The sequence below is a fragment of the Azospirillum sp. A29 genome, assembly GCF_042604625.1.
Classification (GTDB): Bacteria; Pseudomonadota; Alphaproteobacteria; order Azospirillales; family Azospirillaceae; genus Azospirillum; species Azospirillum palustre.
Map to the genome: position 1 here is coordinate 2067157 of NZ_CP170466.1, position 22615 is coordinate 2089771.

The window sequence follows — 22615 nt, forward strand, 5'->3', positions numbered from 1 at the left end:
GTTGAGGGAGATGGGCATGGCTGTCATGAAGAATTCTCCGTTTCGCAGGCATGTTTCTGCGTAGCCGTATTCACTTCCGGCCCCATATCTGGCTTGCCGACCGAGGAAAGATGTCTGCAATCGATTGACTGGTTGGGAAAGACACAGATGCGCGACGGATCCTTTGCCGATCTTATTGCCCCCTATGACCGGGTGGCGCTCGTCCTTCAGGGTGGCGGCGCGCTCGGCGCCTATCAGGCGGGTGTCGTCGAAGGGCTGTTCAAGCACGGCATCCATCCGACCTGGGTGGCCGGCGTGTCGATCGGCGCCATCAACGCGGCGCTGATCGCCGGCAACCCGCCGGAGCGGCGCTGCGCCGCGCTGTCGGAGTTCTGGAACCGCATCGCTCCGCCCTCGCCCTGGGAAGGGGCGGAGGCGCTGTGGCGGCGGCTCGATCCCGACGGGCCGTCGATCTCGGTCCTCAACCAGTGGAGCGCGTGGCGGACGGCGCTGTCCGGGCAGCCCGGCTTCTTCCGGCCGCGGCCGGCGGTGGAATGGGCGGCGGCCGGTCCCTTCGCCGGGCCGACCAGCTTCTACGACACGGCACCGCTGAAGAAGACGCTGGAGGACCTGATCGACTTCGACCGGATCAACCGGGGCGACATCCGGCTGTCGCTGGGGGCGGTCGATGTGCTGACCGGTAACTCGATCTATTTCGACACCGAGACCCACCGGATCGGGCCGGAGCATGTGATGGCGAGCGGCGCCCTGCCGCCCGGCTTCGCACCCGTCGAGATCGACGGCGGCTTCTACTGGGACGGCGGGCTGGTCTCCAACACGCCGCTCGACCATGTGCTGGAGGACCAGCCGCGCCGCGACACGCTGGTCTTCCAGGTCGATCTGTGGAGCGCCAGCGGCCAGGTGCCGCGCGGCATGTCGGAGGTGCTGGAGCGGCAGAAGGACATCACCTATTCCAGCCGAACCCGCTTCAACACCGACAAGGTCACCTACGAGCAGACCCTGCGCAACCAGCTGGTGACGCTGCTCGACCGGCTGCCGGAGGATCTGCGGAACACGCCGGAGGCGGAGGCGTTGCGGCACGCCGCCTGCGGGGCGGCGGTCAACATCATCCACCTGATCTACCGCCGCAAAAGCTACGAACGCGACAGCAAGGACTACGAGTTCTCCAACGCCGGCATGCGGGAGCATTGGGAAAGCGGCCTTGCCGACACGCTTGCCACGCTTGCCCACCCGGACTGGCTGGCGATGCCGCCGCGGCTGGGCGGACCCGTCACGCACGACCTGCTGCGCGACGATGGAAAGCCGGACTGACCGGCCCTCTTTGCCAGGAACCAACCGTTACCGACATTTCGATTGAACAGGAGCGGACCCATGCGCTTGCAGGACAAAGTTGCCGTCATCACCGGGGCGGCGAGCGGAATCGGGTTGGAGATCGCCCGGACCTTCGCCCGCGAGGGCGCCAAAATCGTCATCGCCGACCTGAACCAGGCCGGCGCCGATGCCGCCGCGGCCAGCCTGGACCCCACGGGCAAGCGGGCTCTCGGCGTTGCCATGGACGTGACCGACGAGGCCCAGGTCGATGCCGGCATGGCCCGTGCCGCCGACGCCTTCGGCCGCATCGACATCCTGGTCAGCAATGCCGGCATCCAGACCGTGGCGCCGGTCGAGCAGTTCGAGTTCGCCAAGTGGAAGCAGCTTCTGTCCATCCATCTGGACGGCGCCTTCCTGACCACGCGCGCCGCCCTGCGGACGATGTACAAGCAGGGAAGCGGCAGCATCATCTATATGGGATCGGTCCACTCCAAAGAGGCCTCGGCGCTGAAGGCGCCCTATGTCACCGCCAAGCATGGGCTGATCGGCCTTGCCAAGGTGGTCGCCAAGGAAGGGGCGGCGCATGGCGTGCGCGCCAACGTGATCTGCCCCGGCTTCGTCCGCACCCCGCTGGTCGAAAAGCAGATCCCTGAGCAGGCCAAGGAACTCGGCATCTCCGAAGAGGACGTGGTGAAGAAGGTGATGCTGAAGGAGACCGTCGACGGCGAGTTCACCACGGTCGAGGACGTCGCCCAGGCCGCCCTGTTCTTCGCGTCCTTCGAGTCCAACGCGCTGACCGGCCAGTCGCTGGTCGTCAGCCACGGCTGGTTCATGCAATAGGCGGCGAGCAAGCCTGCCGGAACGGAAAAAGGCGTCGGGTCATCGGCCCGACGCCTTTTTCTTTTCAAGATGCAGCGGTCTGTTCGGAGGCGGTTTGTCAGGGGCGGTTTGCGCCCCTTCTCAGAATTCTTTCCAGTCGTCGTCGTCGCTGGTGCTGTGCTTCAGGACCGGGACCGCGGCGGTGGCGCGGGTGGAGGAGTCGGCGCGGGTGGCCGGCTTGGCCGTCGCGTGGACCGTCGCATGGGCCGTGCCGTTGCCGCGGGCGGCGGGCTTCGCCGCCGGCTTGGCGGTGGTGCGGGTGGGAGCCGGAGCGCGGCGTGTGGTGGTGACCGCCGGTGCGGCCTGGACCGCCGCCATCGCGCGCGGCGCCTGGGCATAACCGAAGCCAGTGGTACCGAAGCCGGCCGCCTGATCGAACTTGAAGAAGCCGACCAGCGACTTCAGGTCGGTCGCCTGTCCGCTCATCGCCTGGGCGGCGGCGGTGGTCTCCTCCACCAGGGCGGCGTTCTTCTGGGTCATCTCGTCCATGTTGGCGACGGTCGAGTTGATCTCGTCCAGCGCCGTCGCCTGTTCGGCCGAGGCCGAGGCCATCTCGGCGATCAGCGTCGCCACCTGCTGCACGCCGGACACGATGCCGTCCAGTGCCTGGCCGGCCTTGCTGACCAGATCGACGCCGTCCTTCACCTGGGCGTCGCTGTCGAGGATCAGGCCCTTGATCTCCTTCGACGCCTGGGCGGAGCGCTGGGCGAGCTGCCGCACCTCCTGCGCCACCACGGCGAAGCCGCGCCCGGCGTCGCCGGCCCGCGCCGCCTCCACCGCCGCGTTCAGCGCCAAGAGGTTGGTCTGGAAGGCGATCTCGTCGATCACCCCGATGATGTCGGTGATCTTGCGGCTGGATTCCTCGATCCGGCGCATCGCCTCGATGGCGGAGCCGGCGACGCCGCCGCCCGATTCGGCGGAACCGCGGGCCTGGGCTGCCATCACGTTGGCGCGCTGGGCGTTCTCGGCGTTGGAGCGCACGGTCGCCCCCAGCTCCTCCATGCTGGCCGCGGTCTCTTCCAGCGAGGAGGCCTGCTGTTCGGTGCGGTCGGCGAGGTCGGAGGAGCCGAGAGACACTTCCGCGGCGGCGGCGGCGATGGTCTCGGCGGCCTGGGTGATCTGGCCGACGATCTCCGCCAGCCGGGTCGAGGTGGTGTTGACGTCTGTCTTCACCTGCTCGAAGGCACCCTGGTAGTCGCGGGTGACACGGCGGTTCAGGTCGCCCTGGGCCAGAGCCGCCAGCACCTCGCCCAGATCGGCGATCACCGCCTCCACCGTGTCGGTCAGGCGGTTGATGCCCTCCGACATGGTCCTGTAGAAGCCGTCCTTGCCGGCGAGATCGATGCGGCGGTCCAGGTCGCCCTTCGACACCGCGTCGATCAGGCTGGCGATCTCCTCGCCGATGGCCTGTTCGCGGACGCGCTGGGCCTCGGCGGCGCGGCGTTCGGCTTCCAGCCGCTCGCGCTCGGCCTCGTCCATCCGCTTCTTCTCTATGGCGTTCTCCTTGAACACCAGCACGGCCTTGGCCATGTGGCCGATCTCGTCGCGGTTGGCGAGCGCCGGCACGTCCACCGTGAGGTTGCCGGCGGCCAGATCGGTCATCGTGCCGGTCATCTGCACCACCGGGCGGACGATGGAGCGGGCGGTGACCAGCGCCACCAGGATGCCGATCGCGAAGGCGCCCACCGCCATGCCGATCAGCAGCCTGGAGGTGTTTTCCATATCGTCCTGCGCACCGGTCAGCATCGCCTTGCGGGCGTCGGTCTGCGACGCGACGGTCTTGTCGACCAGTTCGCCGAACTCCTCCGCCTCCTTGGCCATGGTGCCGAAGGCCAGCGCCTGGGCGTCGTTGACCGCCGTGACCACGCGGTTGAAGTTCTCCAGGTAACGGCCGGCGATCTGCACCGCCTCTTCCGCGGCACGCTTCTGCGCCGGGTCGGTCAGACGGCCGGCCAGAGGGCCGGCGGCCTTGATGAAGGCGTCCATCCGGGTGCGCACCTCCTCCGACGCCTTCGCCGACGGATCCGTCAGGAAGCGCTGGGCACTCAGGCGGGCCAGGACCAGCGTTTCCAGCGCCTGACCGGCATGGGCGGCGGATTCGAAATCACCGTTGGCGATGCCGCCGGTGGCGATCTGGCTCAGCCCCTCGCGCGCCTTCAGGCCCGCCGGCATCAGATCCTCCGACACCAGCCGGTCGCGCTGTTCGCGCAGCTTCACCAACTGGCCGAAGTTGGACGCGTAGCTGTCCATCTTCTGGGTCATGCGGTCGATGAGGGCACGGCGTCCGGCGTCCTGCGTGGCCTCGCGGGCGGCGTGCAGCATGTCGCCCAGCTTCTTCTGCTGCGCTTGGATCGGCGCGATCAGGGCGTTGTTGCCGGAGAAGGAATAGTTGACCACGAAGCGCCGCATGTCGGCGACCGCGCTGTCGATCTCGGACACCCGGATCGAGTTGTCGGAGATCGACGCATAGCGGCTGAAGCCATCCTCCACCGTCGAGAGCGAGCGGACGCCCAGCGCGGCCACCGAAACGAGGAGGGCGAGGATCAGAAGGAAACCCACCTGGATGCGGGTGCCCACCTTGAAACGGCCGGCGAAGCTGGCGTTCTGCATGGTCAAATGCCTTGGTCTGCGGATCGGATCGAACGCGATACGCCCGGCAGGGTAGAGGAAAGTGGTTTCCAGTCCGTTGCCATGGCGCAAGGAAATGCGCGGAAAGCGCCCCAGGGGCGCGGCAAAATCGTGTCAAAGCCGTGACCCGGGGCTTTGACGATGCGGCAGCGGTCCCTAGGTTACGTCGCCTGCACAGCATTCGGGTGACGGTCCTTCGCGGGCCGGTCTCCCTTAGGTCCGCAGACATCACCGTAAAGGCTACTGAAAAATCCGATGCGCCGCAGCCTCCCGCCGACCTCCGACACCAGCGCCTTCACCCGCCCGTCCGGCGACCTGCGGGCCGCGATCCGCTCGCTCGGCCCCTACATCTGGCCGCGGGATTCCGTGGAAACGCGGGTGCGGGTGGTGCTGGCGATGCTGCTGCTGATCGGCGCCAAGGTCGCCAACGTCTATGTGCCGATCTTCTACAAGCATGCGGTGGACGCGCTGACCCCCGCCAGCGCCGGCGGCAGTGTCGGGCCGGGGGCGGCGGTGACCATCCCGCTGGGGCTGATCGTCGCCTACGGCCTTGCCCGCGTCACCTCGCTGGTCTTCGCCGAGCTGCGCGACGCCGTCTTCGCCACGGTGGCCCAGCGGACCATCCGCCGGGTGGCGCTGTCGGTGTTCCGGCATCTGCACGCGCTGTCGCTGCGCTTCCATCTGGAACGCCAGACCGGCGGCCTGACCCGCTCGCTGGAGCGCGGAACCCGCGCCATCGAGTCGCTGCTGCGCTACACCCTGTTCTCCATCGTGCCGACGCTGGTGGAGATCGCGCTGGTCTGCGCCATCCTGTGGAAGCTGTTCAGCGTCTGGTTCGCGCTGGCGACCTTCGTCACGGTGATGGGCTACATCCTCTACACCTTCTTCGTGTCGGAATGGCGCATCAAGTTCCGCCGCCTGATGAACGACACCGACAGCAAGGCCAACACCAAGGCGATCGACAGCCTGCTGAACTACGAGACGGTCAAGTATTTCGGCAACGAGGAGCATGAGGCCCGCCGCTACGACGGCGCGCTGCAAAGCTACGAGAAGGCGGCGGTGCGCAGCCAGCAGAGCCTGTCGCTGCTGAATGTCGGGCAGTCGGCGATCATCTCGCTGGGGCTGGCGGCGGTGATGGGCATGGCCGCCAGGGGCATCGTCGACGGCAGCATGTCGCTTGGCGACTTCGTTCTGGTGAACACCTATCTGTTGCAGCTCTACCAGCCGCTGAACTTTTTCGGCGTCGTCTATCGCGAGATCAAGCAGTCGCTGATCGACATCGAATCGATGGTGACGCTGCTGGCGGTCGACCGCGAGGTGGCCGACGGCCCCGATGCGAAGCCGCTGGCGGTCGACGGAGCGGAACTGCGCTTCGAGGGGGTGGAGTTCGGCTATGACCCGCGCCGGCCGATCCTGAAGGATGTCAGCTTCACCGTGCCGGCCGGCAGGACGGTCGCCATCGTCGGCCCGTCGGGGGCCGGCAAGTCCACCATCAGCCGGCTGCTGTTCCGCTTCTACGACGTCAATGGCGGGCGGGTGCTGATCGACGGGCAGGATATCCGCGGGGTGACCCAGGCGTCGTTGCGCGCCTCCATCGGCATCGTCCCGCAGGACACCGTGCTGTTCAACGACACCGTCTTCTACAACATCGCCTATGGCCGCCCCGGCGCCAGCCCGGCGGAGGTGGAGCGGGCGGCGCGGCTGGCCCACATCCATGATTTCATCATGGCGCTGCCCGACGGCTACCAGACCACGGTGGGCGAGCGCGGGCTGAAGCTGTCGGGCGGCGAGAAGCAGCGCGTCGCCATCGCCCGCACCATCCTGAAGGACCCGGCGATCCTGCTGTTCGACGAGGCGACCAGCGCGCTCGACACCCACACCGAGCGGGAAATCCAGGCCAACCTGCGCGAGGTCAGCCGCGGCCGCACCACGCTGGTGATCGCCCACCGGCTGTCCACTGTGATCGACGCCGACGAGATCCTGGTGCTGGAGGCCGGCCGGGTGATCGAGCGCGGCCATCACACCGACCTGCTGGCCGCCCGCGGCGCCTATGCCGCCCTGTGGGCGCGGCAGCAGGAGGCCAGTCAGGCAGCGGTCGGGGCATCGACCGGGGGCCCGGCGCCGCTGCCGGGCGTGCTGGCGCCGACCTGAGCCGGAAGCGGGGAGCACAGAGCATGGGACCGGCAAGGCAGGCGCTGCGCGCCGCGACGCGCGAGAGTCACGACCGGCTGGACAAGGCCGCGGTGTTGCAGCCTCTGGTCCGGCCGGACATCACGCAGCCGCAATATGTCCGCGCGCTGGCCGTTCTCCATGGCTTCAACGCACCGGTGGAGCGGAGGCTGGGGGAGGCCGGGGGGCCCGGCGCGGCGCGGCTGGCGCTGCTGCGCGAGGATCTGCGGGTGCTGGGCGCCGATCCGGACGCGCTGCCGGAGATGGTGGAACTGCCGCCGCTGGACAGCGCGCCGGCCCGGCTGGCCGCGCGCTACGTGCTGGACGGCTCGGCCCATGGCGGGCGGGCGATGCTGCCGGGGATCACCCGGGCGCTCGGCCATGACGCCCGGCGCGGCGCCCGCTTCCTGGCGTCGGACGGGCTGGACATGGCAGGGGCCTGGAAGGCGCTGATGGTCCGGTTGGAAGAGGAGCTTGCCGACCCCGCGGCGCTCGCCGCCGCCTGCGCCACCGCCGCCGGGCTGTTCGCGGCGCTGGAGACGTGGACGGCGGATCGGTGGACAGCGGATCAGAGGGCTTGAAACTGGCGTATGGCCCCATCCCTTGCTAGGGTGCCGGACCATTCTCTTCCGGGTTCTGGAGACCGCTTTCCCATGACCGCGCCAGCCTCGCGCATCTATTGCTCCGTCGACACCACCGAGATCGAGTCCGCCCGCCGCATCGCCGGGCAGGTGGCCGGGGCCGTCGGCGGCATCAAGCTGGGGCTGGAGTTCTTCATCGCCCAGGGGCCGGCCGGTGTCCGCGCCGTGGTGGGCGAGGACGGCCCGCCGCTGTTCCTCGACCTGAAGCTGCACGACATCCCCAACACGGTGGCCGGCGGCGTGCGCGCGGCGCTGCCGCTGAAGCCGGCCTTCATGACCATCCACAGCGCCGGCGGCCCGGCGATGATGCGCGCGGCGGCGGAGACGGCGGCGACATCCGGCGCCGACCGGCCGAAGATCCTGGCCGTCACCGTGCTGACCAGCCTGGACGAGGACGATCTGGGGGCGGTCGGGCAGTCGGTGCCGGTGGCCGATCAGGTTGTGCGGCTGGCCAAGCTGGCCAAGGCGTCGGGGGTGGACGGCGTCGTCTGCTCGCCGGCCGAGGTGGCGCTGGTGCGTGCCGCCTGCGGTCCCGACTTCATCCTGATGGTGCCCGGCATCCGCCCGGCCTGGGCCGCCACCAACGACCAGAAGCGCTTCATGACCCCGGCGGAGGCGCTCGCCGCCGGCGCCGACCATCTGGTCATCGGCCGGCCGATCACCGCCGAGCCCGACCCGGCCGCCGCCGCCCGCCGCATCGTCGCCGAAATCGAGGCCAGTTCGGGAGGGACCGCATGACCGTCGCCGCCAAGATCTGCGGGCTGAGCGAGCCCGAAAGCCTGCGCGCCGCCGTCGCCGGCGGGGCGCGCTATGTCGGGTTCGTCTTCTATCCGCGCAGCCCGCGCGCCATCGCCCCGCCGATGGCGGCGGAGCTGGCGCGGCTGCTGCCGACCGGCGTGCGCTCCGTCGGTCTGTTCGTCGATCCCGACGACGAGTTCTTGGAGCATGTCACCGGGCAGGTCCCGCTCGACCTGATCCAGCTGCACGGTGCCGAGACGCCGCGCCGCATCGTCGAGATCAAGAGCCGCTACGCCCTGCCGGTGATGAAGGCGATCAAGATCGGCGGGCCGGAAGATTTGACCGCGGCGCTGGAGGCGGCGGAGGTCGCCGACCGGCTGCTGTTCGACGCCAAGCCGCCGGCCAAGGTGTCGACGCTGCCCGGCGGCAACGGCATCGCCTTCGACTGGACCATCCTGGCCGGGCGCCGCTGGCCGCGGCCCTGGATGCTGTCGGGCGGGCTGACGGTGGACAATGTCGCGGAGGCGGTGAGGGTCACCGGCGCTACCGAGGTCGACGTGTCGTCCGGCGTCGAGGACCGCCCCGGCCACAAGGATCCGGCGCTTGTCCGGTCCTTCCTTTCGGCGGTCGCCGCGCTTTGAGGATGGTTCGCCGGAATAGCGCTCTGTTTTAGACGAATGCTTCGGCTTATCTTGATCGCATGGCGGGACCCTGCGCCGTCGGCTAGGATGCGCCCATGAGCGATTCCACCACCCTGTCCACAACCGAGGCGCTTGGCGCCGTGCTCGATGAGCATCTGCGCTGGATCGGCCAGTGGCAGCGCGCCGTTTTCTACCGCGACGGCCGCGGCGGGGAACGGTCGTCGGCTCCGGCTTCCTTCCAGACCTGGTGCCAGGCGGCCAGCCGCGACGACCTGCTGCAGCAGCCGGCGGTGCAGAAGCTGGCGAACCTGCACGAGCAGATGCACCGTCAGGCCCGATTGATCCTGCTGAAGGCGTCGAGCGGCGAGCTGCCGACCGAGTCCGAGTATGAGGGGGTGATCGGCCGCTTCGAGGAGTTCATGCTGCATCTGCGGCGGATGGAGCGTGCTTTCGCCGCTGCCGCCTCCGGCCTGGATCCGCTGACCGGCCTGCGCACCCGGCGCGGCATGGGCGAGGCGCTGGAGCGCGAGCACAACCGCTACCGCCGCACCGGCCAGCCCTTCTGCGTCGCGCTGGCCGACATCGACAAGTTCAAGGGCATCAACGACAGCTACGGCCACGACATCGGCGACCGGGTGCTGGCCGCCACCGCCGCCGTCATCAGCCGCGGCGTCCGCAGCTTCGACGAGGCCTTTCGCATGGGCGGCGAGGAGTTCCTGGTCTGCCTGAAGGAAACCGGGCTGGATGAGGGCTATGCCGTGATCGAGCGGCTGCGCGTCGACCTGATGCGCTCGCCGGTGGTGCTGCCCGACGGCCGGGTGATCCCGGTCACCGCCTCCTTCGGGCTGGTGGAGGCGGTGGCCGACCTGACCGTCGACGATCTGGTGGTCTGCGCCGACCGCGCGCTCTATCAGGCCAAGAATTCCGGCCGCAACCGGGTGATCCGCTACGGCATCGACCGTCCGGAACCGAAGGCGGCGGTGGCGAAGGCGGGGCGGGGGTAGGAACAAACCGCAGCCCCCGAACCGCAGCCCCCGGTCAGCCCCCTTGGCCCCGGCCCCCCAGGCGCGCTAGGATCGGGCAACCTTACCGTCAGCCGCGATCCGGATTCCATGCGCACCCTGCCCGAATTTCCCAACCTGTTCGTCCTCGACCATCCGCTGATCCAGCACAAGCTGACCCATATGCGGAACAAGGAGCGGTCGACCGGCGGGTTCCGCACCCTTCTGCGCGAGATCTCGCTGCTGATGGGCTATGAGCTGACGCGCGACATTCCGCTGACGACCGAGCGGATCGAGACGCCGCTGCAGCCGATGGACGCCCCGGTGATCCTGGGCAAGAAGCTGGCGGTGGTGCCGGTGCTGCGCGCTGGGCTCGGCATGTCGGCCGGCCTGCTGGAGCTGGTGCCGTCGGCGCGCGAGGGGCATATCGGCCTCTACCGCGACCATGACACCAAGCAGCCGCACGAATATCTGGTGAAGCTGCCGCCGGCCGACGGGCGGCTGTTCATCGTCGTCGACCCGATGCTGGCCACAGGCAACTCCGCCGCCCATGCCTGCGACGTGCTGAACCGCCACGGCGTGGACGACCAGAACATCCGCTTCATGGCGCTGGTCGCAGCACCCGAGGGCGTGCGCCGCTTCCACGAGGCGCACCCGGAGGTGAAGGTCTTCACCGCGGCGCTGGATAGCCATCTGGACGAGAACGCCTACATCGTTCCCGGCCTGGGCGATGCCGGCGACCGCATGTTCGGCACCAAGTAAGGACCGCCGGGCAAGCACTGCCGACGCGACGGCAAGAACGGGGCGGGTGCCGGAGGACGGCGCCGCCCCGTTTTTTTGCCTTTTCCCGCCGGGCCTTCGCCGTCAGCCGGCCACAGTCGATGCTGGTGCCGGGGCCGGTGCCGGCTGCTGAACGGGCGGAAGGCCGAACTGCGCCAGCGCCTTGCGGTAGCCGATGTTGGGCGGTGCGTAGCCTGCATCGCTGGCGGCGCGGTGCGGCACCGACTCGTGCAGGTTCTCCTCGCTGAAGGGCAGGACGCAGACCGGGCGGTAGTGGCGCGGCTGCACCAGTTCGCCGACCCCGTCCAGGAAACGGGCATAGGAATCGACGATGACGCCCAGGGCGTTGTCGGGCGACACCTCCGGCACCCAGATGGGGTCGATGGCAAGGCCGCAGCCCTCGGCGTGTTCCATCATCCATTTCAGCGTGATGTCCGACAGCCTGTCGTCGTCATAGCCGCCGCCGACATTCGAATGGCAGCCGGCGAACCAGCGCTGCTCCATCCGCTGCGCCGGCTTCGCCTTCGGATCCCAGAGGTTGGCGGCGAAGGTCTTGCGATGCTCGTCGATCGCCAGCGCCTGGAAGGCGTTGTGGACAAGGCTGCTGAGTTCGGTGTCGTGGAAGCCGTACAGATCCTGATCCAGCTGCTTGCAGATGCCGAGCGGCACGCCAAGCGCGCCCACCGTGTCCCAGACGCCGAGGAAATGGATCGGGATCAGCGTCGAACCGTTGGTGTCGCGGAACCGCTTTGCCTCACCCACGTCCGGGCCGTCGTCCCGCTTGCGGTAGAGCGCGTAGGCGTCGTCCGTCTCGCCCAGCCTGTCGGCCGGCAGCAGCCCGGCATTGCGGATCAGCCCGACGAGGCTGCGAGCGGTGTAGGCGCCGCGCGAGAAGCCCAGGATGAAGACATGGTCGCCATCGTTGTAGTGCGAGGCGAGGAACCGGTAGCCGTCCTTGATCTTCTTGTCGAGGCCGAGGCCGAAGGCCCCGCCGAAAACCTTGTCGAACCAGTCGTGGAGAAAGCCGCCCTTTTCATCGGTGCCGACACCGGAATCGTAATAGGAAACCTGTGGGGTGCCGTCCGGCGCGGCGCCGAGGACCGACTTGTAGAACTTCCAGGCGTTGGTCGATGCCTCGTTGTCCGTGTCGGGCTGGCTGCCGCTTCCCGGCTTGTTCCAGGTTCCGTCGAAACACAGGACGATCCGCTTGCCCATCTTCCTCTCCCCGTCACACGAGTGCGCGCGGGAGATGATGGCAACGACATTTTTTCAACTTCAATAGATTTATTAAAATCGGCCGCAACCCCGAAGATGTCGGCTACAAACGCCGCAACCCTGTCCGGTCTGTGGAACAGGCCGATGGATCGGAGCAGATATGTTCACGTATTCCCGGACCCCGGCCATGGTTATCCAGGACATTCGGACCATAGTGCTGCCGATAAATTCAAGTCATCGCCGTGCCGATGGCCTGTCCACGGGACGCCGACATGCGGCATCCGCAGGACATGGGAGCCTGCCACTTGTGCGAAGGTCTCATGCGACGGCGGCTTGATTTCGATCAATGCCGGGTGGCATGCCGGGAAGGATCATGCCATCCTCTTCGACGCGCCGGACGAATGGCCTAGCCCCTAAGTCTGAAACCGGTGCAGCCGACCGTGTGAATGAACGCGAACGGGAACGCGCGATGGATTACGAAACTTTCTTCCGCAACCAGATTGCGACCCTGAAGCAGGACGGCCGCTACCGCGTGTTCGCCAATCTGGAGCGCCACGCGGGCAATTTCCCAACGGCGACCTTCCGCGATTCCCACGGGCGCGAGCGTCCGGTCACGGTCTGGTGCTCCAACGACTATCTCGGCATGGGCCAGCACGCCAGCGTGCTGAAGGCGATGCATGACGCGCTGGACCAGGTCGGCGCCGGTGCCGGCGGCACGCGCAACATCTCCGGCAACAACGTCTACCATGTGCTGCTGGAACGCGAGCTGGCCGACCTGCACCACAAGGAAGCGGCGCTGCTCTTCACCTCGGGCTATGTGTCGAACGACGCGACGCTGACCACGCTGGGCAAGATCCTGCCCAACTGCGTGATCCTGTCGGACGCGCTGAACCACAACTCGATGATCACCGGCATCCGCAACTCGGGCGCCGAAAAGCACATCTTCCGCCACAACGACCCCAAGCATCTGGACGAACTGCTGTCGGGCATCGCCCCCGGCCGTCCCAAGGTGGTGGCGTTCGAAAGCGTCTATTCGATGGACGGCGACATCGCCCCCATCGCCGACCTGTGCGACGTTGCCGACAAGCACGGCGCCATGACCTATCTCGACGAGGTGCACGCCGTCGGCATGTACGGTGCCCGCGGCGCCGGCGTGGCCGAGCGCGACGGCGTCATGGACCGTCTGACCATCGTCGAAGGCACGCTGGGCAAGGCTTTCGGTGTCCAGGGCGGCTACATCACCGGCTCCACCGCGCTGATCGACTGCGTCCGCAGCTTCGCCGCCGGCTTCATCTTCTCCACTTCGCTGTCGCCGGTGCTGGCGGCGGGGGCGCTGGCCTCCATCCGCCACCTGAAGCACAGCCAGACCGAACGGGCGCATCACCAGGAACGCGCCGCCATGCTGAAGCGGATGTTCGCCGACGCCGGCCTGCCGGTGATGCCGTCGATGAGCCACATCGTCCCGCTGATGGTCGGCGACGCCCACCGCTGCAAGCGTGCCTCGGACGAGCTGTTGGAACGGCACAACATCTACGTCCAGCCGATCAACTACCCCACCGTTCCGCGCGGGACGGAGCGGCTGCGCTTCACCCCGACCCCGCTGCACACCGATGCGCAGATGGGCATGCTGGTCGACGCGCTGCTGGATGTGTGGAGCCGGCTGGACCTGCGCCTCGCCGCCTGAGCGGAGCTGCTGGAAGCAGGTCCGGAAAGACCCTTTTGGCGATTAGGACGTTTTGCCCTCTGGACAGACGGCGTGCGCATCCCTACTTTGTGGGGTAGTGTTGCGACTGGTTCGCAGCTTCAGTGCTGCGGACCGGCCGTTGCCGCGCCGTCCTTTCCGTTTTTCCGGGGCTTCGCCCAGGGGGTTCGCCATGTACCGTGACAACTCGCTGATGCCGAAGGAGGCCGTGCGCCTCGTCGTCCTGGGCACGCTGATCCAGGGCGGGCCGCTGCGCTACGCCGATCTGGCCGGCTCCGTCCGCCATTTCCTCGACCGCATGATGGGTCCGTCGCTGGACCTGATGGGCACCTCGCTGGAGATGCTGCGCTACGAAGGGCTGATCGAGGCGCTGGACGGCAGCGGCATGGAAGACAACGCCCTGCTCGGCCCGACCGAGACCGGCCGGGCGGAATTCGACACGCTGATGCGCGCCAATGTCCGTGCGCCGTCGGCCGACGGGTTGAACAAGCTGGTCATCGCGCTGAAGCTGCGCTTCCTGCATCTGCTGGATGTCGAGTCGCAGCGTGACCAGATCGACAATCTGGTGGCGCTCTCCGAGACAGAACTGGCGCGGCTGGGCGACCTGAAGCGGGCGGATGTTGGCAGCGACGGCCATTTCGCCTCCTGGCTGGACCGCGACATCGCCCAGACGGAAGAGCGTCTGGCCTGGTTTCAGACGCTGCTCGCACGGCTCTGACCTCCCTGTAAAACCAATGGTTTTGTTGCGCGCGGCGCGTCCTTTCGAATAGGGGCGCGCCGTGTCTGTTTCGGCGCAAGGATTTGGTGTACCTTCGGGTTACCCCTTTCCCCTCCCCAGCCGGAATCCGCTCCATGGCCTCGCACATGTCGACCGACGACCTCGAAGACCGCTTGCGCATGGAGTTCGTGGACGACGCGCGCGATCGGCTGGAGCTGATGAACGCGTCGCTGGCGGACCGCGTGAAGGGCCAGCGCAGCGATGTGGAAACCATCGGCGTCCTGCGGCTGGAAGCCCACAATTTCAAGGGCATGGGCACCAGCTTCGGTTATCCCACCGTCAGCCTCGTCGCCCACCGGCTGGAGGATTACCTCAGCGGCCTGAAGCGGCTGGACGAGAAGCAGCTGGTCGATGCCCAGATCTTCATCGACCGCATTTCCGAACTGGTCGACCGCGCCGAGCAGCCGCTGCTGGCCGAGACCAACCGGATCATCCGCGCCCTGCCGGTGCGCTACGAGTTCCAGGTCACCGACGTCGATGTCCGCAACGTCGAGATCATGCTGGTCACCCCGTCCAAGGTCGTCGCCAAGAAGCTGGGGACGGAGCTGGCCGCCTGCGGCTTCCGCACCATGACGGTGACCGACCCCATCGAATCGATCAGCCTTGCCGTGCGCGTGCCGCCGGACATGGTCATCGCCTCGATGGTGATGGACGGCCTGTCCGGCCTGGACCTGATCCGCGGCCTGCGCGCGATGAGCGTGACCCAGCATGTGCCGATGGCGCTGTTGACCTCGCTGAACCTCGACCACCCGTCGCTGAAGGAAATCCCCTACGGCGTCTCCGTCATCCGGGTCGGCGAGCATTTCGGCGACGACTTCGCCGCCGTGGTGGCCAAGCACAATCTGGGCTGAGACCCCTCTGCTGAACGTCATCGTCATATAGCGGCGCTTGCGCCGGCGGGAATCCCCATGTTAGGCGTCAAACCGGTCCCACAGGCTGGAGCAGTGCCCGAATGACGGAGGTTTTTCGCCGGTACGGCCCGGTTCTGACCGGGGTGATCCTGCTGGCCGTGGCGGTCTGGCTGGCTCTGCTGGTGCTGCTGCCGCAGCTGATGATGATCGGCTTCTCCTTCCGGCCGTCGCTGCCGCCGTCCAAGATCGGCGGTCCGGAGGATGTGTTCACGGTCAGGAACTACCTGACCCTGTGGACCAACCAGATCCATCTGTCGATCTTCCTGAAGACGATCTGGGCCAGCGCGCTGGTCACCGCGACCACCCTGGCCGTCTGCTATCCGGTCGCCTATTATCTGGCGCAGGTGGCGCCCAAGCGGCGGCTGCCGCTGCTGATCCTGATGCTGGTCGTGCCCTTCTGGATCAACGAGCTGCTGCGCACCTTCTCCTGGTACATCATCCTGGCCTTCAACGGGCCGCTGAACGCGATCCTGCTGGGGCTCGGCATCATCGACGAGCCGCAGCGCTTTCTGGGCGGCGACGCCGGGGTGATCGTCGGCATGGTCTATGTCTACATCCTGTTCATGGTCTTCCCGCTGTACAACGCCATCGAATCGCTGGACCGCAACCAGATCGAGGCGGCGCGGGATCTCGGCGCCGGCTGGTTGCGCATCCACCGCCGCATCGTGCTGCCGCATGCCAAGCCGGGCATCGCCGTCGGCTGCATCATGACCTTCATGCTGGCCGCCGGCAGCTATGCCGTACCGGCCCTGCTGGGCGGGCCGAACAGCCGCTGGTTCACCGAGATCATCTACAACTGGTTCTTCGAAGGCGGGAACTGGAACCAGGGGGCGGCTTACGCCTTCATCCTGCTGGTGCTGTGCATCGGCTTCATCCTCGGCGCGATGCGGCTGTTCCGCGTCGGGCTGGCGGATATCGCGAAGTGAGCCTCAAGCCATGAGACGGCCCCAATGACCGCTGCCCGCTTCCGCCGCCTGCTGACCGGCGCCTATCTGATGCTGTTCTTCGGCTATCTGTTCCTGCCGCTGGGCATCATGGCGGCGGCGACCTTCAACAGCAGCCGCTTTCCCACCGTGACGCCCTGGATGGGCTTCACGCTCGGCTGGTTCCAGGCGCTGTGGGAGGATCAGCGCATGTGGGCGGCGCTGGGCACCAGCCTGCTGGTGGGGGCGGGGGTGATCGCGCTGGCCGTGCCGCTCGGGCTGGCGGCGGCCCTGCTGCTCGACCGGCTGCACAGCCGGGCCAAGACCGTCCTCTACGCGCTGATGGTGTCGCCGCTGCTGACGCCGGGGGTGATCGTCGGCATCTCGACGCTGGTGTTCTGGCGGGAGTGGTTCGGGGTCAGCGGCGGGCTGTTCCTGACCGTGGTGGCACAATCCAGCTTCATCGCCGCCTATGCCATGCTGCTGTTCTCGGCAAGGCTGGAGCGGTTCGACCCGGCGCTGGAGGAGGCCGCGCTCGACCTCGGCGCCACCCATGGGCAGGTGTTCCGGCGCATCACGCTGCCGTATCTGATGCCGGCGATCCTGTCGGCGGCCCTGCTGGCCTTCCTGCAGAGCTTCGAGAACTACAACACCACGCTGTTCGTGCGCGGGCTGGACACCACACTGACCGTCTACATCGCGACCAAGGTGCGCACCGGCCTGACGCCGGCGGTCAACGCGCTGTCGCTGGTGCTGATCGCGCTGACCGTCCTGGGCGCCGTCGTCTACGAGATCCTGCGCCGGCGCGAGGCGCGCCGGCAGGCAGGGTCCGCAGTGGCGTTGACGACGGCCTAGGCGTCAGTCCTCTTCCGCCTCGTCGGCGTCCGCCTCGATCTGGGCGGCGAGGTCGCGCAGCATGTCGATGACGTCTTCGTGGCTGGTCTCGTCCACGGCGGCGTTCACCGCGGCCTCGATCATGGCGACGGCGATGTAGGGGCCGAGCGGGCCACCTTCCTTGATCGCCTCGTCCAGGTGCTTTTCGGCGATCGACAGCGCCTTTTCGAACAGCGCTTCGGCCGTCTGGTTGGTGGTGTCCTTGCTCATCGTCCGGTCCGTTGCGGAGGGTTGGTCCGACTCCAATAACACGGCCAATCGGGGATTGGCGCGGGAATTCGCGGGCCACCCTGGAAATATGGATGCGAACCGGGGCCGCAGGGCGGGAAGCCGGGCTTGCGCCGCTCCGGGCCATACGCCACAGTCCGGAGATGCATTGACCTATACGGCAAGGAAGACGGCATGACCGGCACGCCAGACCTGAACAAACCCGACCTGACCAGCCCCGACCTCTACCGCTTCTGGTGGGAGGAGCGCGTGCGCTTCAACGACCTGGATGCCGTCGGGCACGTCAACAACAATGCCCTCGGCGTCTATTTCGAACAGGCGCGCGTCGCCATGATCCACCAGGTCGGCGGCTTCACCGATGAGGTTCCGTGGACCGTCGTGCTGGCGCGCAGCCTGATCGAATACAAGGCGGAGCTGCTCTATCCCAATACGGTGCGCATCGGTGCGCGGACGCTGCGGCTGGGCACCAGCTCGATCACGCTGGGCTGCGCCATTTTCCTGGGCGACCGCTGCATCGCCACCCAGGAGGCGGTGGCGGTGATCGTCGACAAGGCTGCCCATCGCCCGACGCCGATCCCGGAACCGTTGCGCGTCAAGCTGCTGGAGGCGTAAAGGGAGGGCGCTCCAGACCCGCATCCAACGGACCCCCGACATGACGCGTCCCGCCAAGCGCCCCTTCGCCAAGGGGCGCCAGCCGACCCGCAAGACCGCCCCGCCACCCCGTGACGTGCAGGAGATGGAGGTGTCCATCGCCGATGTCGGCGCGCGCGGCGACGGGATCGCCTTTGCCGAGGGGCTGCGCCTGTTCGTGCCTTACACGGTGACGGGTGACCGCGTGCGTGTACGTGCCGCCGACAGCGATGGGAAGGGGGAAGGCGTACGGGCCGAACCGCTTGAGGTTCTCGAACCCGGTCCCGGCCGCCAGACTCCGCCTTGCCGCCATTTCGGCCGCTGCGGCGGCTGTACGCTCCAGCAGATGGACGATCCGACATACGCCGCCTGGACTGTCGGGATGGTGCGCGGTGCGCTGGAGCGGGTCGGGCTTGGCGATGTCCGGATGGAGCCGCTGGCACGGACGCCCGCCGGCGCCCGCCGCCGCGCCCGCTTCGCGGCGCTGAAGCGCGGCAAGCGGGTCTGGTTCGGCTTCAACGAACGGCAGAGCCATCGGCTGGTCGATCTGGAGGAATGCCAGGTCCTGTCGCCCCGCCTGTTCGCGCTGGTGGAGTCTTTGCGGACCCTGCTGAACGGTCTGCTGCCGGATGGCGGGGACGCCGATGTGGTGCTGACCGATCTGGAGGGCGGGGTCGATCTGCTGCTCGTCGGGCCGCGCAGCCTGGACCGTGCGGCGCGCGAGGTGCTGGTCGGGTTCGAACCGGAGCGCATCGCCCGCATCGCCTGGCAGCCGACCGACCGCGCGGCAGCGGAGCCGGTGGCGAACCGCCGGCCGGCCTTCATCCGTTTCGCAGGCGTTCCGATCCAACCGCCGCCCGGTGCCTTCCTCCAGGCGAGTGCGGAGGGCGAGGCGGCTCTGGTGGCGGCGGTACGTGAGGGAGTCGGGCAGGCAGGCCGCATCGCCGACCTGTTCGCCGGCATCGGCACCTTTTCCATTCCGCTTGCGCAACAGGCGGCGGTTCATGCGGTGGAGGGCGACGAGGCAGCGGTGGCGGCGCTCGGCCGTTCGGTGCAGGGGCTGCGGCTGACGGCGGAGCGGCGCGACCTGTTCGAAAACCCGCTGAGCGCCAAGGATCTCAATCGTTACGATGCCGTCGTGTTCGACCCGCCGCGTGCCGGTGCCGCGGCCCAGGCGGCGGCGCTCGCCGGCAGCAAAGTGCCGCGGGTGGTGGGCGTGTCCTGCAACCCCGCCAGCTTCGCCCGCGACGCGCGGTTGCTGGTGGATGGTGGCTATCGTCTCGTGAAAATCTGGCCGGTCGACCAGTTCCTGTGGTCGGCCCACGTGGAACTGGTCGGGCTGTTCGAGCGCTGAGGGGCCCGGACTACAGCGGGCGCCTTGCCTTCAGCGCCGCGGTCAAGGTGCCGTCGTCGAGATAGTCCAGCTCGCCGCCGACCGGGACGCCGTGCGCCAGACGGGAGACCGACACGTCGGATTCGGTCAGGCGGTCGGTCACCACGTGGGCGGTGGTCTGGCCGTCGACGGTGGCATTCAGCGCCAGGATGATCTCGCGGACCGCCGGGTCCTTGGCGCGTTCGGCGAGGCCGGCGAGGTTAAGATCGTCGGGGCCGACGCCCTGGAGCGCCGACAGCAGGCCGCCCAGCACGTGATAGGTGCCGCGGAAGGCGCGGGTGCGTTCCAGCGCCCACAGGTCGCCGGCATCCTCCACCACGCAGATGACCGAGCGGTCGCGGGTGGGGTCGGAGCAGACGGTGCAGGGGTCGCGGCTGTCGAGGTTGCCGCAGACGGAGCAGGCGCGGATCGATTCGCCGGCCGCCGCCATCGCTTCCGACAGCGGGATCAGCAGGCTGTCCCGCCGCTTCATCAGATGCAGCGCCGCCCGCCGCGCCGACCGGGGGCCTAGTCCCGGCAGCTTGGACAGCAGCTGGATCAGGCGTTCGATTTCAGGTCCGATCATCGATGTGCAAATCCGCCTCTCCCCTCCGGGGAGAGGGGACTTTCACAAAAGACTGTCAGGATCAGAACGGCAGCTTGATGCCCGGCGGCAGCTTCAGGCCGCCCATCATCTTCGAGGTTTCCTCGGCGACGTGCTGTTCGACCTTCTTCTTCGCGTCGTTGAAGGCGGCGACGATCAGGTCCTCCAGAACCTCGACGTCCTCGGGATCGACGACGGACTTGTCGAGCTTGACCTTCTTCATCTCGCTCTTGCCGTTGACGGTCACGACGACCATGCCGGCGGCGCTCTGGCCGGTCACTTCGACCTGCTCCAGGCTCGCCTGCATTTCCTGCATCTTGGCCTGCATCTGCTGGGCCTGCTTCATCATGTTGCCGATATTCTTCATCGGTCAGTACTCTCCTTCGTCGTCGAGGGGGTAATAGACCCCGTCGTCCTGCTGCTGAACCATGAAATCGGGTGTCTCGCCGTCATCCGCAACCGCTGCACTCTCCGCCGCGGCAACTTCCGCAAGGTCGCGGACGTCGATGATCTTCGCCCCGCTGAACGTGTCGAGCACGGCGCGCACCACCGGGTTGGCTTCCGCCTCCGCCCAGGCGCGGTGCTTTTCGGCCTTGTCCTGCTCGGCCAGCGTCGGTTGGGCCGGGCCTTCCGACAGGGCGACGATCCAGCGCTGACCGGTCCATTCGGTCAGGAGCTGCCCGACCTTGGCCGGCAGGGTCGGCGGGGCGGCAGGGCGGAGCTTCAGCTCCAGCGTGCCCGGCTCCATGCGGACCAGCTGAACCGTCTCCATCATGTAACCGTAGAGCGCGCCTTCGCGCCGGTCGGAGAACAGCTGCACCAGCGCACGGAAGTCGTGCGGCATCGGCGACAGTTCCTCGCCCTCCGGGATGGCGGCAGGGGCGGAGGCCGCCTGCGCCACAGGAGCGCTCTGCGGCTGGGCGGAGCCCATGGAGCGGGCGACGGCATGAGTAGACTGTGTGGCCACCGCGACGGGGCCGCCGCCGGGACCGCGGCCCATCGGCGCGCCCCCACCGCCAGTCGCGCCGCCATTGGCCTGCTGGGCCTGGAACTGGCGGATCAGCTCGCCCGGAGTCGGCAGGTCGGCGGCGTAGGACAGGCGGACGATCACCATCTCCAGCGCCTGCTGCGGCACCGGAGCGGCCTGCACCTCGTTCAGCCCCTTCAGCAGAAGCTGCCAGGCACGCGTCAGCGCCGGCATGCCGAGCTTGGAGGACAGGCTGGCGCCCCGTGTGCGCTCGGCCTCCGGCAGGGAGGGATCGTTGGCGCTGTCGGGCACCACCTTCAGGCGGGTCAGATTGTGGACGAGATCGAGCAGGTCCTGGAGGATCACCACCGGGTCGGCGCCGACCCGGTGCAGGTCGGCCAGGATGTCCATCGCCTCGGCCGGCTTGGCGGAGACGGCGGCCTCGAACAGGTCGATGACGCGGGTGCGGTCGGCCAGCCCCAGCATGTCGCGCACCTGCTGCGCGGTGACGGTGCCGGCGGCCAGTGCGATGGCCTGATCGAGCAGCGACAGCCCGTCGCGCACCGACCCGTCGGCGGCCCGCGCGATCAGCGAGGCGGCGTCGCCTTCGATGCCGGCGCCTTCCATGGCGGTGACGCGGGTGAAATGCTCTTTCAGCACCTGGGCGTCGACGCGGCGCAGGTCGAAGCGCTGGCAGCGTGACAGCACCGTCACCGGCACCTTGCGGATCTCGGTGGTGGCGAAGACGAACTTCACATGGCTCGGCGGTTCCTCAAGCGTCTTCAGGAGCGCGTTGAACGCGCTCTTGGACAGCATGTGGACCTCGTCGATGATGTAGAGCTTGTAGCGGGCCGAGACAGGCGAGTAGCGCACGCCGTCGATGATCTCGCGGATGTCGTCGACGCCGGTGTGGCTGGCGGCGTCCATCTCCATCACGTCGACGTGGCGGTCCTCGGCGATGGCGCGGCAATTGTCGCAGACGCCGCAGGGGCTGACCGTCGGCCCGCCGGTGCCGTCCGGCCCGGTGCAGTTCAGCGCACGGGCGATGATGCGGGCGGTGGTGGTCTTGCCGACGCCGCGCACGCCGGTCAGCATGAAGGCCTGGGCGATGCGGCCGGACTGGATGGCATTGGTCAGGGTGCGGACCAGCGCGTCCTGGCCGATCAGCTCGTCGAAGGTCTTCGGCCGGTATTTGCGCGCCAGCACCCGGTAAGCCTGCCCGGTGGCGGGAGCGGAAGCGGCGGTGATTTCGGCGGTTGTATCGGTCACGCGGCTGGCCTGTCGAAACGACGGGAGGGGAATTTCGGGCCGCAGGATAGCGTCCCGGCACCGCGCTGTCGCCGTCTGTTTCGTGCTGGCAATTTTTGCTGAGGGTGGGAGACTGGACGAACGACCCGAGCCGTAACTCGTTGCGGCTGCTTCCTTCCGGACCTGACCGGGTTGGCGAGGGACTCGTCCGACGCCAGTCTCCCGCCGCTGTTATGGGCATTCGCGCCGCGGGATGCAAGGGGAAACGGTTGGTGCGCACGGGTCGTTGCGCAGTCCGCAGCGGACTATTGAAGATTATTTTTCAGACTATAAATTATGCTTCACTCCATAATTG

At 67.9% G+C, this 22615-nt stretch carries 21 protein-coding genes and 1 other RNA gene; 15 read left to right on the forward strand and 7 right to left on the reverse strand.

Annotated features, from left to right (window positions below; genetic code table 11):
- The first annotated feature begins 147 nt into the window (after window positions 1-147).
- On the forward strand, window positions 148-1311 hold the full coding sequence (locus ABNQ38_RS24810; RefSeq protein WP_377808522.1) for a DUF3734 domain-containing protein: 1164 nt from the start codon (window positions 148-150) through the stop codon (window positions 1309-1311).
- Window positions 1312-1371: 60 nt separating this feature from the next.
- On the forward strand, window positions 1372-2151 hold the full coding sequence (locus ABNQ38_RS24815) for a 3-hydroxybutyrate dehydrogenase (RefSeq protein WP_109448610.1): 780 nt from the start codon (window positions 1372-1374) through the stop codon (window positions 2149-2151).
- 120 nt (window positions 2152-2271) lie between these two features.
- Here the strand turns inward: ABNQ38_RS24815 and ABNQ38_RS24820 are convergent, their stop codons facing one another.
- Entirely contained in the window at window positions 2272-4800 is a 2529-nt protein-coding gene (locus tag ABNQ38_RS24820) for a methyl-accepting chemotaxis protein (protein WP_377808523.1), read from the reverse strand.
- A gap of 273 nt (window positions 4801-5073) precedes the next feature.
- Between ABNQ38_RS24820 and ABNQ38_RS24825 the strand changes: the two genes are divergently transcribed.
- The 6 genes from ABNQ38_RS24825 to upp all read left to right on the forward strand — a co-directional run bounded on the left by ABNQ38_RS24825 (window position 5074) and on the right by upp (window position 10770).
- Window positions 5074-6969, forward strand: a complete 1896-nt coding sequence (locus tag ABNQ38_RS24825) for an ABCB family ABC transporter ATP-binding protein/permease (RefSeq protein ID WP_377808524.1) — start codon at window positions 5074-5076, stop codon at window positions 6967-6969.
- Window positions 6970-6992: 23 nt separating this feature from the next.
- Complete coding sequence (locus ABNQ38_RS24830; protein ID WP_377808526.1) at window positions 6993-7568, forward strand: biliverdin-producing heme oxygenase; 576 nt, start codon at window positions 6993-6995, stop codon at window positions 7566-7568.
- Between the two features lie 72 nt (window positions 7569-7640).
- Window positions 7641-8366: an orotidine-5'-phosphate decarboxylase gene (gene pyrF, locus ABNQ38_RS24835; RefSeq protein ID WP_377808527.1), complete on the forward strand. Its 726-nt coding sequence runs from the start codon at window positions 7641-7643 to the stop codon at window positions 8364-8366.
- Complete coding sequence (locus tag ABNQ38_RS24840; RefSeq protein ID WP_377808528.1) at window positions 8363-9007, forward strand: phosphoribosylanthranilate isomerase; 645 nt, start codon at window positions 8363-8365, stop codon at window positions 9005-9007. The genes pyrF and ABNQ38_RS24840 overlap by 4 nt, the downstream gene beginning before the upstream one ends.
- A gap of 95 nt (window positions 9008-9102) precedes the next feature.
- The gene (locus ABNQ38_RS24845; protein ID WP_377808529.1) at window positions 9103-10011 is read left to right on the forward strand and encodes a diguanylate cyclase; all 909 of its coding nucleotides are present in this window, start codon (window positions 9103-9105) and stop codon (window positions 10009-10011) included.
- Window positions 10012-10119: 108 nt separating this feature from the next.
- Window positions 10120-10770: a uracil phosphoribosyltransferase gene (gene upp / locus ABNQ38_RS24850; RefSeq protein ID WP_377808530.1), complete on the forward strand. Its 651-nt coding sequence runs from the start codon at window positions 10120-10122 to the stop codon at window positions 10768-10770.
- A gap of 102 nt (window positions 10771-10872) precedes the next feature.
- Here the strand turns inward: upp and ABNQ38_RS24855 are convergent, their stop codons facing one another.
- Window positions 10873-12003 carry a DUF2235 domain-containing protein gene (locus ABNQ38_RS24855; protein WP_377808531.1) on the reverse strand — a complete coding sequence of 377 codons (1131 nt, stop codon included), beginning with the start codon at window positions 12001-12003 and terminating at the stop codon, window positions 10873-10875.
- A gap of 469 nt (window positions 12004-12472) precedes the next feature.
- Here ABNQ38_RS24855 and hemA point away from each other — a divergent pair, with 469 nt between their 5' ends.
- The 5 genes from hemA (at window position 12473) to ABNQ38_RS24880 (ending at window position 17172) form a co-directional block, all read left to right on the forward strand.
- Window positions 12473-13687: a 5-aminolevulinate synthase gene (gene hemA, locus ABNQ38_RS24860; RefSeq protein WP_377808533.1), complete on the forward strand. Its 1215-nt coding sequence runs from the start codon at window positions 12473-12475 to the stop codon at window positions 13685-13687.
- A gap of 190 nt (window positions 13688-13877) precedes the next feature.
- A complete protein-coding gene (locus tag ABNQ38_RS24865) occupies window positions 13878-14423 on the forward strand; it encodes a hypothetical protein (protein WP_377808534.1) in 546 nt (181 codons plus the stop codon).
- 134 nt (window positions 14424-14557) lie between these two features.
- Window positions 14558-15334: an Hpt domain-containing protein gene (locus ABNQ38_RS24870; RefSeq protein WP_376957533.1), complete on the forward strand. Its 777-nt coding sequence runs from the start codon at window positions 14558-14560 to the stop codon at window positions 15332-15334.
- A 101-nt stretch (window positions 15335-15435) separates the two neighbouring features.
- Window positions 15436-16320, forward strand: a complete 885-nt coding sequence (locus ABNQ38_RS24875; protein WP_377808535.1) for an ABC transporter permease — start codon at window positions 15436-15438, stop codon at window positions 16318-16320.
- Between the two features lie 24 nt (window positions 16321-16344).
- Window positions 16345-17172 carry an ABC transporter permease gene (locus ABNQ38_RS24880; RefSeq protein ID WP_377808536.1) on the forward strand — a complete coding sequence of 276 codons (828 nt, stop codon included), beginning with the start codon at window positions 16345-16347 and terminating at the stop codon, window positions 17170-17172.
- Window positions 17173-17175: 3 nt separating this feature from the next.
- On the opposite strand, the gene ABNQ38_RS24885 is transcribed toward ABNQ38_RS24880, so the two are convergent.
- Window positions 17176-17421: a hypothetical protein gene (locus ABNQ38_RS24885; RefSeq protein WP_014248877.1), complete on the reverse strand. Its 246-nt coding sequence runs from the start codon at window positions 17419-17421 to the stop codon at window positions 17176-17178.
- Between the two features lie 192 nt (window positions 17422-17613).
- Here ABNQ38_RS24885 and ABNQ38_RS24890 point away from each other — a divergent pair, with 192 nt between their 5' ends.
- Complete coding sequence (locus ABNQ38_RS24890; protein ID WP_377808537.1) at window positions 17614-18051, forward strand: acyl-CoA thioesterase; 438 nt, start codon at window positions 17614-17616, stop codon at window positions 18049-18051.
- Between the two features lie 40 nt (window positions 18052-18091).
- Window positions 18092-19423, forward strand: coding sequence for a class I SAM-dependent RNA methyltransferase (locus ABNQ38_RS24895; protein ID WP_377808538.1), 1332 nt, complete (start codon window positions 18092-18094; stop codon window positions 19421-19423).
- Between the two features lie 10 nt (window positions 19424-19433).
- Here the strand turns inward: ABNQ38_RS24895 and recR are convergent, their stop codons facing one another.
- The 4 genes from recR to ffs form a co-directional block, all read right to left on the reverse strand.
- Entirely contained in the window at window positions 19434-20027 is a 594-nt protein-coding gene (gene recR, locus ABNQ38_RS24900) for a recombination mediator RecR (protein WP_109051937.1), read from the reverse strand.
- Between the two features lie 61 nt (window positions 20028-20088).
- Window positions 20089-20412 (reverse strand): YbaB/EbfC family nucleoid-associated protein, encoded by a 324-nt coding sequence (locus tag ABNQ38_RS24905; protein WP_063635355.1) that lies wholly within the window; start codon window positions 20410-20412, stop codon window positions 20089-20091.
- Window positions 20413-20415: 3 nt separating this feature from the next.
- Window positions 20416-22281 (reverse strand): DNA polymerase III subunit gamma/tau, encoded by a 1866-nt coding sequence (locus ABNQ38_RS24910; RefSeq protein WP_377808540.1) that lies wholly within the window; start codon window positions 22279-22281, stop codon window positions 20416-20418.
- A 104-nt stretch (window positions 22282-22385) separates the two neighbouring features.
- An RNA gene (gene ffs, locus ABNQ38_RS24915) (signal recognition particle sRNA small type) lies at window positions 22386-22483 on the reverse strand.
- Window positions 22484-22615 lie beyond the last annotated feature (132 nt).

Excerpts from the sequence above, each read along its gene's own strand:
- ABNQ38_RS24810 (WP_377808522.1), top strand. The coding sequence starts at position 148 with ATGCGCGACGGATCCTTTGCCGATCTTATTGCCCCCTATGACCGGGTG.
- ABNQ38_RS24815 (WP_109448610.1), top strand. The coding sequence starts at position 1,372 with ATGCGCTTGCAGGACAAAGTTGCCGTCATCACCGGGGCGGCGAGCGGA.
- ABNQ38_RS24820 (WP_377808523.1), bottom strand. The coding sequence starts at position 4,800 with ATGCAGAACGCCAGCTTCGCCGGCCGTTTCAAGGTGGGCACCCGCATC.
- ABNQ38_RS24825 (WP_377808524.1), top strand. The coding sequence starts at position 5,074 with ATGCGCCGCAGCCTCCCGCCGACCTCCGACACCAGCGCCTTCACCCGC.
- ABNQ38_RS24830 (WP_377808526.1), top strand. The coding sequence starts at position 6,993 with ATGGGACCGGCAAGGCAGGCGCTGCGCGCCGCGACGCGCGAGAGTCAC.
- pyrF (WP_377808527.1), top strand. The coding sequence starts at position 7,641 with ATGACCGCGCCAGCCTCGCGCATCTATTGCTCCGTCGACACCACCGAG.
- ABNQ38_RS24840 (WP_377808528.1), top strand. The coding sequence starts at position 8,363 with ATGACCGTCGCCGCCAAGATCTGCGGGCTGAGCGAGCCCGAAAGCCTG.
- ABNQ38_RS24845 (WP_377808529.1), top strand. The coding sequence starts at position 9,103 with ATGAGCGATTCCACCACCCTGTCCACAACCGAGGCGCTTGGCGCCGTG.
- upp (WP_377808530.1), top strand. The coding sequence starts at position 10,120 with ATGCGCACCCTGCCCGAATTTCCCAACCTGTTCGTCCTCGACCATCCG.
- ABNQ38_RS24855 (WP_377808531.1), bottom strand. The coding sequence starts at position 12,003 with ATGGGCAAGCGGATCGTCCTGTGTTTCGACGGAACCTGGAACAAGCCG.
- hemA (WP_377808533.1), top strand. The coding sequence starts at position 12,473 with ATGGATTACGAAACTTTCTTCCGCAACCAGATTGCGACCCTGAAGCAG.
- ABNQ38_RS24865 (WP_377808534.1), top strand. The coding sequence starts at position 13,878 with ATGTACCGTGACAACTCGCTGATGCCGAAGGAGGCCGTGCGCCTCGTC.
- ABNQ38_RS24870 (WP_376957533.1), top strand. The coding sequence starts at position 14,558 with ATGGCCTCGCACATGTCGACCGACGACCTCGAAGACCGCTTGCGCATG.
- ABNQ38_RS24875 (WP_377808535.1), top strand. The coding sequence starts at position 15,436 with ATGACGGAGGTTTTTCGCCGGTACGGCCCGGTTCTGACCGGGGTGATC.
- ABNQ38_RS24880 (WP_377808536.1), top strand. The coding sequence starts at position 16,345 with ATGACCGCTGCCCGCTTCCGCCGCCTGCTGACCGGCGCCTATCTGATG.
- ABNQ38_RS24885 (WP_014248877.1), bottom strand. The coding sequence starts at position 17,421 with ATGAGCAAGGACACCACCAACCAGACGGCCGAAGCGCTGTTCGAAAAG.
- ABNQ38_RS24890 (WP_377808537.1), top strand. The coding sequence starts at position 17,614 with ATGACCGGCACGCCAGACCTGAACAAACCCGACCTGACCAGCCCCGAC.
- ABNQ38_RS24895 (WP_377808538.1), top strand. The coding sequence starts at position 18,092 with ATGACGCGTCCCGCCAAGCGCCCCTTCGCCAAGGGGCGCCAGCCGACC.
- recR (WP_109051937.1), bottom strand. The coding sequence starts at position 20,027 with ATGATCGGACCTGAAATCGAACGCCTGATCCAGCTGCTGTCCAAGCTG.
- ABNQ38_RS24905 (WP_063635355.1), bottom strand. The coding sequence starts at position 20,412 with ATGAAGAATATCGGCAACATGATGAAGCAGGCCCAGCAGATGCAGGCC.